A 13,531-nucleotide genomic window follows, 5' to 3' on the forward strand; every position below is an offset into this window, starting at 1 on the left:
CACGAACAGGCTTCCCTGGCGGCTGCCCCCAACCCTGTCGCAGCGAGGTAAAGTATAGCCAAGTCCCAGTTGCTTTCCCTCATTTCTGCGGCCTCACCTCAGGTCCGCTCATTCCCCGGTGGGTTCGGTCTCCGGATCGTCGGTCTCGGGGCGCAGTCGCTGTTCGGCGTCTTCCGTGGGCTGGTGAGTGAAACCCTTCAGGTCGGAAAACTCGCTTGCGTCGCGCGCGATCTCGACCGGGCTTTGGGCATAGGCGCTCGTCAATTCCGCAAGCGATCGCAGGGCATGCATATGGATCCGCTCATAGCCGTGACTGGCATCGACACCAAAGGTGATCAGGGCCGTACGCACATCCGCTCCCGCCTCGACGGCCGAGGCGGCATCCGAGCGGTAGTAGCGAAAGACATCCTTCTGATGCTTGATGTCGTTTTCCTTGCAAAGGGCAACGATCTTGCGCGTGAGATGATAATCGAACGGACCTGTTTCGTCCCCCATGGCGACCGTTACGCCAAACTCGTCCGAGTTCTGTCCCGGAGCGGATGTGCCATTGTCGATGGCGATCAACGACGCAACTTCTGCCGGCAGGATCGACGTGGCCCCGTGCCCGGTTTCCTCGGCAATCGTGAACAGCCAATAGAGATCGACCGTCGGCGTGACGCCCGCATCGACAAACGCCTTCATCGCGGCGAGCATGACCGCAACCCCGGCCTTGTTGTCCAGGTGCCGGGATACGATGAAACCGTTGTCCAGGAATTCCGATTGCGGTTCGACAGCAACGATATCACCGACCTCAACCCCGAGACGGTCCAGATCACCCTTCGAGCGTGCATAGGCATCGATGCGCAGCTCGACATAATCCCAACCAACCGGGAGTTCGTCGACACCCGTATTGAAGGTATGGCCCGAAGCCTTCAGCGGCAGGATAGTGCCGGTGTAGGCACCACTATCGGTGAATACATTGACGCGGGCGCCTTCGGCGAACCGGGCGGACCAGCATCCGATCGGAACGACTTCCAGCCTGCCATTGTCTTTCAAGGCCTTCACCTGCGCTCCGAGCGTATCCAGATGAGAGACAAAGGCCCTCGCCGGGCGCTGCTTTCGCCCCTTCAAGCGAGCGCGGATCGCGCCCCGGCGCGTCAACTCATAGAAGATGCCGAGCTTGTCGATTTCCGCACACACATGCCGCACGACTTCATCGGTATAGCCGGTTGGGCTCGGGATCTTCAGAAGGTCTTCGAGGCGTTCGCTCAGATACTGAACGTCAATTGATAGCAAGCTCATAGTCCGGTCCGGTTCAACGCGTCCCGTACGGGCTGCGGCATGGAAAGCGGGAATAGAAAGTCGATGAAGCGCTCGGCCGTTGGTTGCGGCTCGTGATTGGCGAGGCCCGGCCGCTCGTTGGCCTCGATGAACCAATAGTCGGCCTCCCGGTGGGATGGCACCATCAGGTCGATGCCAGTGACGGGTATCTCGATGGCACGGGCGGCACGGATCGCAGCGTCCACCAGCGCATAGTGGGTCTCACCGGTCACGTCGTGGATCGTTCCGCCTGTATGCAAATTGGCGGTCTTGCGAACCTGAACCGTTTCACCGTGTGGAAGGACAGTCTCGAGATCGTAACCAACCATGGCCAAACAGCGCAGGGTTTCATCGTCAAGCGGAATGCGAGACTCTCCCCCCGTTGCGGCAGAGCGGCGACGGGACTGACTTTCGATGAGTTCCCTGACCGTGGCACGGCCATTGCCGACGATCTCGGCAGGCTTTCGGATTGCGGCCGCCACGACCTTGTAGTCGATGACGACAAGGCGAAGATCGTGCCCCGAGACACACTCCTCCAGCACAACTTCATCCGAATAGGTTCGCGCGTTTTCAACGGCACGCAATATCTCTTCCATCGATGAAAGGCCGATTGCAATGCCCTTGCCCTGCTCTCCTCGAGCAGGCTTCACGACTACGGACGAAACGCTTGTCAGGAACTCGGACATCCTGCCCTCGTCCCCAGCCAGGATCTGGCGCGGCACGTTCAGGCCTGCATTGCGGACGACGCGGTGGGTGACCGCCTTGTCGTCGCAGATCGACATGGCAACTCCGGTGGTGAAATCGGTGAGGGATTCCCGGCACCGGACCGAGCGGCCGCCATAGGACAAGCGGAAGAAGCCGGCCTCGGCATCCATGATCTCCGAACGGATGCCCCGTCTTCTCGCCTCATTGACAATGATCGTGGCGTAGGGATTGAGCTTTTCCTCCACCGAAGGACCGGCATAAAGCGCTTCATTGATCGTGTTCTTGAGCTTGACGGTGAAGTAGGGAACGCGGTCGAAGCCGAGTTTCTCGTAGAGCGCGATCGCCTGAGTATTGTCGTGCATCACCGAGAGGTCCATGTAGGGCACTCCGCGCCCCTTGAACTGCTCTGCGAGACGCCTCACCAAGGCTTCACCTATGCCTGGAAAGCGTGCCTGCGGAGAGACGGCAAGGCACCAGAGCGAAGCCCCCTTGTCGGCACCGGCTGTAGCGGCGTCGTGGTTCACGCCCATCGCCGTCCCCACGATCGCACCCGTCTCGTCCTCTTCTGCAACAAGCACCGTCAATTCGCGCTGGTCCATCCGGTTCCAGAAGAAGTCCAGAGGAACGGGCACCATGTTGCGACTGGTGTAGAGGATATTGATGGCCTCCGCATCGCGGCGGGAACCAAGCCGCCGGACGGTGAAGCCCTTGCGTCTGTTCCGTGCCGGTCGGTAGGTCGCCAGATCCAACCGATAGGTATGGGACGGATCGAGGAACAGTTCCTGGGGCGCCGTTCCAAGGACCACATGCGGATCGCGCACGTAGAATGCGATGTCGCGCTGATCCGGCCGTTCGTCGCGCAAAACAGACACCAGGTCGGCCGGATCAGAAAACGTGTTTCCGAACACCAGCCGGCCCCAACCGCACTCAACGACCCGGTTCTTGTGCGCCTGAAGCTCTCCAGGGCGGTAGACCGGCTTCATGCCATGGTCACGCATGCGCTTCAAACGGTGGTCGTAGGCACCCTTCGGCCGGCTCACCTCGTTGTCCGCCATTGGTTCAGACCTCCTGAGCCTGCAGCCACATTTCCAGAAGAGCGACCTGCCAAAGTTCTGATCCGCGAAGTTTCGTGATGTAGGTTGTCGGATCCTTGAACAGCTTGTCCAGGTAGGACGAGTTGAACAGGCCGCGGCTACGCGCCGCCTCGTTGGTCAGCGCATCTCGTACCATGTCGAGGTAGCTTCCCTGGATGTATTTCAGCGCAGGAACGGGGAAATACCCCTTCGGCCGGTCGATGACTTCAGATGGCACCACAAGACGGGCCGCCTCCTTCAAGACGCCCTTGCCGCCCTGAGCAAGCTTGTGTTCCGCGGGAATGCGACCTGCGAGCTCCACCAGTTCGTGATCGAGGAACGGTACGCGCGCCTCAAGGCCCCAGGCCATGGAATGATTGTCGACTCGCTTTACCGGGTCATCGACCAGCATGACGTTGGTATCGAGACGCAAGGCCTTGTCGACCGGATCGTCAGCACCTGGCTTGCCGAAATGATTTTCGACAAACGCCATCGCCTCGTCACGCTCGCACATGTACTCCGGCGAAACAGCTTCAGCCATGGCATTGAAGGAGCGATCGAAGAAGGCGTCGGCGTAGGATGCGGCCGGCGTATTTGCACCGACCATCTTCGGATACCAGTGATAGCCAGCAAAGACCTCGTCGGCCCCCTGCCCCGACTGCACCACCTTGATGTATTTCGAGACTTCGCGCGACAGAAGGTAGAAGCCGATATTGTCATAGGACACCATCGGTTCGGACATGGCCTTGATCGCACCGGGAAGGTTTCCCTGAAGCTCTGACGAGGGAATGAAGATCTGGCGGTGATCGGTGCCGTAGTGATTGGCGATCAGATCCGAGTATTGGAACTCATCGCCCTTTTCGCCGTTGGCTTCCTCGAAGCCGATCGAGAAGGTCGCGAGGTCTTTCTGTCCTTCCTCCGCCAGCAGACCGACGATCAGGCTGGAATCAACGCCTCCAGACAGCAGCACGCCAACCGGAACATCCGCCACCATCCGGCGACGAACGGCGGTGCGCAGCCCCTCCAGCACCATGTCCCGCCACTCTTCGGCTGAACGATTCATGTCTTCGGCAGACTGCTCGAAACGTGGCTCCCACCAAGTGACATCCTTGTAGGATCCATCCTTTTCGATCGTTCGAAGCGTGGCCGCCGGCAGCTTGCGCACACCATTCAAGATCGTGCGCGGCGCCGGCACGACAGCATGCCAGCTCATGTAGTGGTTGAGAGCGACCTTATCGATCGACCTGTCGATGCTGCCGCCCGCCAACAGGGCCGGCAAGGAAGAGGCAAAGGCAAGACGGCCACCGGCCTCGGAATAGTACAGCGGCTTGATACCAAAACGGTCGCGGGCGAGGTGTAGCCGCCCGCTATCATGTTCGTGAATGGCTACAGCGAACATGCCATGGAACCTGGAAAAGCAGTCGCCACCCCATTCTGCCCAGGCTTTCAGGATGACTTCAGTATCACTCGTCGATGCAAAGCTATGGCCCTTGGCGATCAGCTCCTGACGCAAATCCTGGTAGTTGTAGATGCAGCCGTTGAAGACCAGGGTAAGTCCAAGGGTCACGTCCGTCATCGGCTGCGCGCCCTTGTCGGACAGGTCGATGATCTTGAGGCGGCGATGTCCGAAGGCAACCCGGCCGCGCATGGTGACGCCCATTGCATCAGGCCCGCGTGCAGCCAGGGCCTGGGCCATTCTGTCCACCCGAGTCGTGTTGGCCAGATCGTCGCCGAAAACCACTTCGCCGCAAATACCGCACATAAAATCAAATTTCCCTTGTCAGTGTTAGGTCGCCGCAATAGATAGGGATCAAATCATTAGAGGTCAAATAATCAGAGTCATAATTATGGAAACGACCGATACATCCAGGGTTTTCAAGGCGATCAGGCGCATCGTACGCGCGATCGACCTGCGATCGCGGGAGGTTTCCCGGGCAGTCGGACTCACGATTCCGCAGATCGTCGTGCTCCAGGCAATCCGAGACCTTGGCGAAGTCACGACGAAACAACTCTCGGATCAGGCGGACCTGTCCTCGGCAACCGTGGTCATGATCCTGGATAAGCTCGAGGAGAAACGCCTGATCGGGCGGTATCGTTCCACGGTCGATCGCCGGGTTGTTCACGCGCACCTGACAGATACAGGCGCCGCGCTGGTCCAGAATCTCCCGGGCCTTCTCCATGAAGAATTCGAGGCAAACTTCGCCAGCCTCCCGGTTGAAGAACGGAAGGCGCTCGTCGCGGCAATCGAGAAGATTGCGGAGATGATGAACGCGCACAAGATCAGCGCTGCGCCGATCCTGACAACTGGCGAGCTTCAGGAGTAAACAGCCGTCGAGATACCCGGCTCAATCTGTTAGAACTCCCCGACCGGACCGCTAAAGGATCGTCTGAACGATTGGTTCGCGCACCCATTGCGCCAGGGCCGAATGGCGTGTTCTGGCAGTTCCCTCGATCGCACTGTTCCTGCCGAGTAAAATGGATGGCGGAGGCTAGTCGGCATGTCCGGGAAATGCCTTAGGGTCTCCTGCGTATTGTTAAGTTGACCTTTCCCGGTAGGTTTAGGGCGTTCTGAAGTTTCATTTTTCAGGAGCGCTCATGACAAGCGACATGAAGGCTGCGGTGGTGCGGGAATTTGGGGCGCCACTCGATATTTCATCCGTTACAAGACCAAAGGCTACACCCGGAAAGATTGTCGTAAAGATAGAGGCTTGCGGGGTTTGCCACACCGACCTGCATGCCGCGGAAGGTGACTGGCCTGTCAAGCCGAAGCCACCCTTCATTCCCGGGCACGAAGGTGTCGGCTTTGTCTGCGAGGTCGGCGAGGGGGTCACAAGAGTCAAGGAGGGCGACCGTGTCGGTGTACCCTGGCTTCACTCGGCCTGTGGCCATTGCCGCCATTGCGTGGGTGGCTGGGAAACGCTTTGCGCCGACCAGCAAAACACCGGGTACAGCGTGAACGGCGGATTCTCAGAGTATGTTCTGGCTGATCCCAACTATGTCGGCCGATTGCCGGATGGTCTCGCCTTCGCACCAGCGGCTCCCATCCTGTGTGCCGGCGTGACGGTCTACAAGGGGCTGAAGGAAACCGACACCAAGCCAGGCGATACAGTCGTCATTGCAGGGGTCGGTGGTCTGGGACACCTTGCCGTTCAATATGCAAAGGCCATGGGCCTGCACGTCATCGCGGTCGACATATCCGACAGCAAACTTGAACTGGCAAAGTCGCTTGGTGCTGATCTTGCCATCAACGCTGCCACCACGGATCCCGTCGCCGAGGTCCAGAAAGGTGGAGGCGCCGAAGGCGTCCTTGTCACTGCCGTCTCCAATTCGTCCTTCGCGCAAGGCGTGGGCATGCTTGGGCGGGGCGGAACGATGAGCCTTGTCGGTTTGCCGCCTGGAGACTTCCCGCTGCCGATCTTTGAAACAGTCCTGATGCGCAAGACCATCCGCGGATCGATTGTCGGTACTCGGAACGATCTTTCGGAAGCTCTGGAGTTCGCGGCCGAAGGCAAGGTCGCATCGCATTACTCCGAGGATAGCCTCGACAACATCAATGCCATCTTCGACAAGATGCGCGCGGGTGAAATCGACGGCCGAATTGTTATGACGCTCTAACGAGCTACTCGCCTGACGCAAGTCGCGAGCCCTGCGTCAGGCCACTTTCTTCGCTTTCTGCTCTGGTTTTGTCTTTCCAAACGATCGTTTGATGCCCCGCAGGAAGCGGGATAGAAGGCCTTCGCAGGCCACCTCGGTCGGTTCAGCAGCATCGTCTGCCCAAACTCCCGCAAGCGTTTCCTCTGCCGCATCGCCATAGGCGGCAAGCAGGGTTTCCCTGATGTCTGCCTCCGGTTCGGAAAGGCAGGCCTCCAGCATGCGTTGAAACTCGAAGTCGGCAACAAGACCCTCATCATGCGGGGTTTCGCAAACCGTCTCATCAGCCGCTGATGGGTCGAACCGCCAGAGCTCGCCGATGATCAAACGATCCTCCAGCGCCCATAGCTCGATCGGCCATCTCGGGCCGGACGGAGTGAATGGTTCATCATCCAGGTCGGGGAGTCCCGGCGATTTCACGGGAACTGGGAGCTTCGAAACCTGCCAGGGAAGTATGAGCGCCGGCAGGAAAACCGGGCGCTCCTCCTGTTCAACGGGTGCGAGCGGCCCCTCCAGCGCATCCATCAGCCCCAGCGCCCACAAGACAGAGACAAACGCTCCCAGCCCGATGCGGGGATCGCCCAGTTCTATTCGTCTTACCGTATCCTCGTTGAGAAACAGGCAGGTTGCGCAGGCAGACTGGCTCAGTCCCATCGTCTGTCGGGCATCAGCAATGTCGCGTCCCCACGATCTCAGGAGTTCGTTGATGGCTCCGTCCGAGGTCGTTGGCGCACAGGCACGGTAAAGCATGTCGAGGCCAGCATTTTTGTCCGCGCCCCATGCGCGGGATCAGAAACGCTAGCACCCGTCAATTCATGCTTCGAAGCACGACATGGCAGTTATAAACATTCGCGAGCGGACGATCGAAACATGCCTTGTCAGAATCTGAAAGATGGAGAGAGGAGGATTCCACCTGCCTCGAAGAGTCAACCAACCGGTCATTCGATAAGGTTGATATCTGCCATCATATCGGCCGCGGTCGCATGCAGGGCGTCGCCCAGCGCGGATGGATCCAGACCATCTGGAAGCCTCAGATCGGCCGAGGCCTTGAACAGCGATTCGCCCGACATCGATCCGGCGACGACCTCGGTCTCCAGATGTTCGATGCTAACGTTGCGTTCCCTCAAAACGCGCGTGATTTGCCTCAGAATGCCCGGGTGATCCTGGGAAACGAGGTCGAGATGCGCAGCTTTTCCGGACGGTGCTGCCGGCCGATTGGCATCAGACCGGAGCGTGATCGCGATTCCATCCTGCAACAGCAGATCAAATTTCTCATGGAGGGAGGAAATTGCAGCTTCATCGATATCGATGCTGACGATACCGGCAAACTCACCGCCGAGACGCGCCATGGAACTCTCGACCCAGTTGCCGCCTGCATCGGCAATCGCCGTTGCCAGACGATCGACCAATCCCGGTCGATCCTGTGCAATCACCGTAAACACCAGATGGCTCGCCACGTCGCGTCTCCCTCGTTATCGACTTCGCTGCCACCACACTAGTGCAGCACGTCATTGATCCGCAACGGAGACGAATGGCCGTCATCAGCTTGCGCATTTCGGCATAGAAAGGTAAGTACCGCGCCCCTGATTTCATCGGCGCAGGATGCCCATGTCCAGAAGTCGCGCGCCCTCGTGCGTCGGCCGGTTTTCAACACACAACGACAAGGTTGCGCCATGACGCTCGCATATGGCCTCGATTTCGGCACGTCCAATACCGTTCTGGCTACCAGTTCCGGGCGCGAGCATACCGAGCGTGTTAGTTTTGGCGCAGCAGGTGACCAGCACCTCGGCATTGCCACGCTGTTGAGCTTCCTCGACAGGGCACCCGGCACCCCACTCCCGGAGGTCGGACCCTGGGCGATCCGGCAGTTCCTGGAACACATCGGGGATGTCCGTTTCATTCAGTCGCTGAAGACTTTCGTTGCCAGCAGGCAATTCAACGGCACCGGGGTGTTCGGAAAGCGCTTCGACTTCGAAGCGCTGATGCAGACCTTCCTGGCAAAAGCTCTCGATCATGTCGAAGACGGCTTCGTTGCATCGGACCGCCGGCTCGTCGTTGGCCGACCGGTGATCTTTGCCGGAAACGCTCCGGATGACGAACTGGCCATGACACGCTACCGAAAGGCGCTCGAAGGCTTCGGCTTCAGCGACGTGCTCTTCGTTTATGAGCCCGTCGCCGCGGCCTTCTCCTTTGCCCAACGCCTGCGGCAGGATGCAACCGTCCTCGTTGCCGACTTCGGCGGCGGAACCAGCGACTTTTCGTTGATGCGATTTTCCAAGGAAGGCGGAGTTCTGAAAGCAGCTCCCCTCGGTCGCGGCGGCGTCGGCATTGCCGGCGACACGTTCGACTACCGGATCATCGACAATGTCATCCTGCCCGAGCTGGGCAAGGGCACACTGTACCGCAGCATGGGAAAGCAACTGGAGATCCCGCCGAACCTCTTCTCCAATTTCGCCCGCTGGCATCTTCTGTCGGTGTTCAAGACGTCCGACGACTACCGGGAAATGAAAAAGCTCCTGCGCTACTGCCTGGAACCGGAAAAGATTGAACTCTTTATCGACATCGTCGACGAAGATCAGGGCTATCCCCTCTACAAGGCGGTGTCCGAAGCCAAGGCCGCACTGTCCGATACCGAGACGACCGACCTCCGCTTCGATCCGCTTGGCACAGATTTTTCTGTCTCCATTCACCGGGCCGATTTCGAAAACTGGATCGCCGAAGACCTGAAGCGCATCGAGGCATCTCTGCTCCAGACCCTCGGTGATGCTGGACTGCAGGAAGCAGATATCGACCAGGTATTCCTGACCGGTGGCACGTCCTTTGTTCCGGCTATCCGTCGCATGTTCTCCGATCGGTTCGGGGCGGAGAGGATTGCGAGCGGAGAGGAATTGTCGTCTATCGCATCGGGCCTTGCGCTCATCGGTGCGCGGGACGATGCACACGACTGGGCCATCAGCTAGCAGAGGCCGCCAAGCCCGCTCTGTCACCTTCAGCCACCAACCGACCCGATACGCCGGTCTCATACTTTTTCCTGTCGGATTGGCGCTTGATCGTCGGGCGCCGCTCCACTAGCTTGGCCGCCACTGGACGGCGTCCCGAGACGGACTGAAAGCTATTCCGGTGGCGGTCGACCCATGTCGGGGACCCAGCCCGGAGCTGTCAAAACGGAGATACCTCCGCCCCACCGGGCCGGAGCGACTTCGTATTGCGCCGCTTTCTCCCTCTCGTTTGGCGTATCGCGACTTCGCGGCGGCACCTGCTCCGCCGCGACGACGAAACACACGAGGGAGACATCTCAATGTCGATCAATGCCGGCAGCAAGTCTGCCGCAGTTTGCATGGCACTGCTCGCAATTGGCGTGCCGTCCGCAGCTATGGCCCACGCCGGACACCTTGGCGAGCTGGCCGGCCATTCGCACTGGATCGGTGTTGCTGCCCTTGCAGGCGCTGCCCTCGTTGCCGGCATCGCAGCCCTGAAAGGCAAGCGCGAAGCCGAAGGCGAAGAAAGCACGGATGCCGTGGCCGAGGGTGAAGCCGACGCAGAGGCTGCACGATGAAGACCGAGAAACTGGGCCTGATGATCTGTGGTCATGGCAGCCGCAACAAGGGTGCGGTCAAGCAGTTCGCACAACTCGCGGAAGGCCTCAAGAAGCGGTTCCCGGACTGGCCCGTCGAGTATGGCTATCTGGAATTCGCCAATCCCGTCATTCACGACGGTCTCAACAAGCTGCGCGAACAGGGCTGCACACATGTGTTGGCCGTGCCGGGCATGCTGTTTGCCGCCGGCCATGCCAAGAATGACATCCCCTCGGTGCTGAACACCTATCAGGCCCAGCATCCCGAGATGAAGATCACCTACGGCCGGGAGCTGGCCGTGGACACACGCATGGTCCGCGCCGCCGGTGCACGCATTCAGGAGGCTCTTGATGCGGCTGGTGGCGACGTTCCTCGGCATGAGACGCTTCTGATGGTCGTTGGGCGCGGCGCGTCCGACCCGGATGCGAACTCCAATGTCACGAAGATCACTCGTCTTCTGTGGGAGGGCATGGGCTTCGGTTGGGCGGAGACCTGCTATTCCGGTGTCACGTTTCCGCTGGTTGCCCCCGGGCTCGAACACGCAGCCAAGCTCGGCTACAAGCGCATCGTCGTCTTCCCCTACTTCCTCTTCACCGGCGTGCTGGTCCAGCGGATCTACTCGAACACAGATGAAGTTGCGGCAAAGCATCCCGAGATCGAGTTCATCAAGGCAGGCTATCTGAACGACCATCCGCAGGTGATCGATACGATGGCCGACCGCGTGCAGGAGATCCTGCAGGGTGCCAATGTGATGAACTGCCAGATGTGCAAATACCGCGAACAGGTGCTCGGTTTCGAAGCCGAGGTCGGCCTCGCGCAGGAAAGCCACCATCATCACGTGGAAGGTCTCGGAGCAGAAGCCGAGTGCAAACTCTGTGAGGAGTTCTGTACCGGGGCTTGTGAAGAGCAGGTCAAGGCTGCCGCTCATCATCACCACCATGATCATGACCACCATCACCACGGCCATTCGCATGGTGACAACGCGCATCATCACCATCATCACGACCATTCCCATGATCATGGGCACTCTCACGATCATGGGCACGACCACGGGCACCACCATCACCCCTATCCGCATGCGGACCATCCGCTGGGGCCGAAGTCGATGGAAAAGCCCAAGGGCGGTGGACACTGACGGTGCACGAGAGCGAAACATCCGGTCCGCGCTATACTTATGAGCACGACCCTTCGGCGATATACCGGCAATCCTTTGCCACAGTCCGAGCGGAAGCAGATTTGGCGCGCCTGCCGCAATCATTGCAGACGGTGGCCATCCGCCTGATTCATGCTTGCGGCATGACGGATATCGTCGAGGACCTGATGTTTTCGCCAAGTGCCGTCGAGGCTGGCGCGGCGGCTCTGCATAAGGGCGCTCCGGTCTTCACCGATGTGGAAATGGTCGCCCACGGCATCATCCGCTCACGCTTGCCGCAGCAAAACGATGTCATCTGCACCCTGAACGACCGGCCTGTGCCCGAACTCGCCCAGACGCTCGGAACGACCCGTTCGGCAGCCGCTGTAGAATTGTGGCACGAAAGGCTCGAGGGAGCCGTCGTTGCGATCGGCAATGCACCGACCGCGCTCTTCCACCTTTTGGAGATGATCGCAGCCGGCGGACCGAAGCCAGCTATCGTTCTTGGCTTCCCCGTCGGCTTTGTCGGTGCAGCGGAATCGAAAGATGCGCTCAGAGAAAACCCGTTCGGCGTCGACTTTCTCGCCATACGGGGTCGCCGCGGCGGCTCCGCCATGGCCGCAGCAGCCGTCAACGCACTGGCAGCCGGCCTGCCGGAGGAACAAGCGGATGGCTGACGAACCCAGACGACCGGGCCCGCTTTCGACCCGCAACAAGCAGCCAATGAAATCACGTGGAATGCTGTCACACGGCAGCAGCTCCGCATCTGATGGGGACGCAGGAACGCCGAAGCGGTCACGCGGAATGCTGTCGCATGACGGCGTGAATGACACCTCACCGAAGGCCCTGGATGCAGCGAAGCCGCGACGGCCATACCAGTTGGAGGACGAATGAGCGCTCCCTGGCTTTCCCTCATCGGTATCGGCGAGGACGGTGGCCTGTCGCCAACGGCACGTCACATTCTTGACGGCTCGGCTATCGTTTATGGCAGCCAGCGGCATTTCGAACTTGCCGGAACCCTGCCCGGCGAGACACGGACTTGGCCGAGCCCGTTTGCCTCGGTCTATGACGACCTGAAGTCCCTTGCCGGAACGCCTGTCGCGATCCTTGCGACCGGCGACCCGCAGTGGTTTGGCATTGGCTCTGCGCTGGCAAAACACTTTGCAGCCGAAGACATGCGAGTTCTGCCCTGCCCCTCGGCCTTCCAGCTTGCCGCAGCCCGCATGCGCTGGCCCCTGCAGGAAGTCGAATGCATCTCGCTTCATGGCCGCCCTGTCGAGACGCTCGCGACTTTCCTTTATCCAGGAGCACGGATCCTGGCGCTGACCAGCAATGGCGAGACACCGGGTCAGGTTGCCCGGATTCTGCGCGAAAAAGGCTTTGGTGCGTCGGAGATGACCGTTCTGGAACATATGGGCGGAAGCGCGGAGCGCATCGTTTCGGGAACAGCCCATGACTGGTCGGAAACGGTGGCGGATTTCAACACGCTTGCCCTAACCTTATGCGCCGATGAGGGGGCTGCAGTCCATGCCCGAACACCGGGTCTTCCGGACGCCGCCTTCCGGCACGACGGCAAGATGACGAAGCGCGAAATCCGGGCCGTCACTCTGGCTGCCCTGATGCCACTGCCCGGTCAGTTGCTCTGGGACATTGGGGCCGGCTGCGGCTCCATCGGCATCGAATGGATGCGGGCGGCTCGGGGTGCGCAGGCCATCGGCCTTGAGCCGCACGACGAGCGGCGGGCCATGGCAGCCGAGAACGCTTTGTCGTTGGGGGTTCCCGGCTTCGATCTGAAGAACGCCGACGCTCCGGAGGCGTTGGCCGGCCTGCCCTGCCCTGACGCGATCTTTATCGGCGGTGGCCTGACGGCGGATGGCATTGTCGAGTGCTGCATTGGCGCCTTGAAGCCGGGTGGTAGGCTAGTGGCAAATGCGGTCACGCTTGAAAGTGAGGCCGTGCTTCTTGATGCGCACAAGCGCTTCGGGGGCGACCTGATCCGCCTCTCTGTGCAAAGAGCAAGCCCCGTCGGCGGTTTGACCGGCTGGCGTCCGCTCATGCCTGTCACCCAATGGGCGTTTCACAAAGGAGCGGCATGA

At 60.2% G+C, this 13,531-nt stretch carries 12 protein-coding genes; 7 read left to right on the forward strand and 5 right to left on the reverse strand.

The features are described from left to right. Positions 1-108 precede the first annotated feature (108 nt). From ACN0SY_RS14190 to ACN0SY_RS14200, 3 genes are read right to left on the reverse strand one after another with little or no spacing between them, the layout of a single operon-like run. Entirely contained in the window at positions 109-1,281 is a 1,173-nt protein-coding gene (locus ACN0SY_RS14190) for an osmoprotectant NAGGN system M42 family peptidase (protein WP_417688166.1), read from the reverse strand. Next, on the reverse strand, positions 1,278-3,059 hold the full coding sequence (gene ngg, locus ACN0SY_RS14195) for an N-acetylglutaminylglutamine synthetase (RefSeq protein WP_417688168.1): 1,782 nt from the start codon (positions 3,057-3,059) through the stop codon (positions 1,278-1,280). The genes ACN0SY_RS14190 and ngg overlap by 4 nt, the downstream gene beginning before the upstream one ends. Before the next feature lie 4 nt (positions 3,060-3,063). Then, on the reverse strand, positions 3,064-4,839 hold the full coding sequence (locus ACN0SY_RS14200; protein ID WP_417688170.1) for an N-acetylglutaminylglutamine amidotransferase: 1,776 nt from the start codon (positions 4,837-4,839) through the stop codon (positions 3,064-3,066). Positions 4,840-4,924: 85 nt separating this feature from the next. Between ACN0SY_RS14200 and ACN0SY_RS14205 the strand changes: the two genes are divergently transcribed. Together ACN0SY_RS14205 and adhP are read left to right on the forward strand one after the other, a co-directional pair. Beyond that, a complete protein-coding gene (locus ACN0SY_RS14205) occupies positions 4,925-5,401 on the forward strand; it encodes a MarR family winged helix-turn-helix transcriptional regulator (protein WP_417688172.1) in 477 nt (158 codons plus the stop codon). A gap of 271 nt (positions 5,402-5,672) precedes the next feature. Then, positions 5,673-6,692, forward strand: a complete 1,020-nt coding sequence (adhP, locus tag ACN0SY_RS14210; protein WP_417688174.1) for an alcohol dehydrogenase AdhP — start codon at positions 5,673-5,675, stop codon at positions 6,690-6,692. 36 nt (positions 6,693-6,728) lie between these two features. On the opposite strand, the gene ACN0SY_RS14215 is transcribed toward adhP, so the two are convergent. Together ACN0SY_RS14215 and ACN0SY_RS14220 are read right to left on the reverse strand one after the other, a co-directional pair. Beyond that, positions 6,729-7,478 (reverse strand): hypothetical protein, encoded by a 750-nt coding sequence (locus tag ACN0SY_RS14215; RefSeq protein ID WP_417688176.1) that lies wholly within the window; start codon positions 7,476-7,478, stop codon positions 6,729-6,731. Between the two features lie 188 nt (positions 7,479-7,666). Then, on the reverse strand, positions 7,667-8,185 hold the full coding sequence (locus tag ACN0SY_RS14220) for a glycine cleavage system protein R (protein ID WP_417688178.1): 519 nt from the start codon (positions 8,183-8,185) through the stop codon (positions 7,667-7,669). Between the two features lie 216 nt (positions 8,186-8,401). Here ACN0SY_RS14220 and ACN0SY_RS14225 point away from each other — a divergent pair, with 216 nt between their 5' ends. The 5 genes from ACN0SY_RS14225 (at position 8,402) to cbiE (ending at position 13,531) form a co-directional block, all read left to right on the forward strand. Next, a complete protein-coding gene (locus ACN0SY_RS14225) occupies positions 8,402-9,688 on the forward strand; it encodes an Hsp70 family protein (RefSeq protein WP_417688180.1) in 1,287 nt (428 codons plus the stop codon). A 338-nt stretch (positions 9,689-10,026) separates the two neighbouring features. Beyond that, positions 10,027-10,284: a DUF6732 family protein gene (locus ACN0SY_RS14230; RefSeq protein ID WP_417688182.1), complete on the forward strand. Its 258-nt coding sequence runs from the start codon at positions 10,027-10,029 to the stop codon at positions 10,282-10,284. Continuing rightward, the gene (locus ACN0SY_RS14235) at positions 10,281-11,438 is read left to right on the forward strand and encodes a sirohydrochlorin chelatase (RefSeq protein ID WP_417688184.1); all 1,158 of its coding nucleotides are present in this window, start codon (positions 10,281-10,283) and stop codon (positions 11,436-11,438) included. The genes ACN0SY_RS14230 and ACN0SY_RS14235 overlap by 4 nt, the downstream gene beginning before the upstream one ends. Positions 11,439-11,440: 2 nt before the next feature. Next, a complete protein-coding gene (locus ACN0SY_RS14240; RefSeq protein ID WP_417688186.1) occupies positions 11,441-12,112 on the forward strand; it encodes a precorrin-8X methylmutase in 672 nt (223 codons plus the stop codon). A 213-nt stretch (positions 12,113-12,325) separates the two neighbouring features. Beyond that, entirely contained in the window at positions 12,326-13,531 is a 1,206-nt protein-coding gene (gene cbiE, locus ACN0SY_RS14245; RefSeq protein WP_417688188.1) for a precorrin-6y C5,15-methyltransferase (decarboxylating) subunit CbiE, read from the forward strand.

This window comes from Roseibium sp., from assembly GCF_048261595.1.
Lineage (GTDB): Bacteria > Pseudomonadota > Alphaproteobacteria > Rhizobiales > Stappiaceae > Roseibium.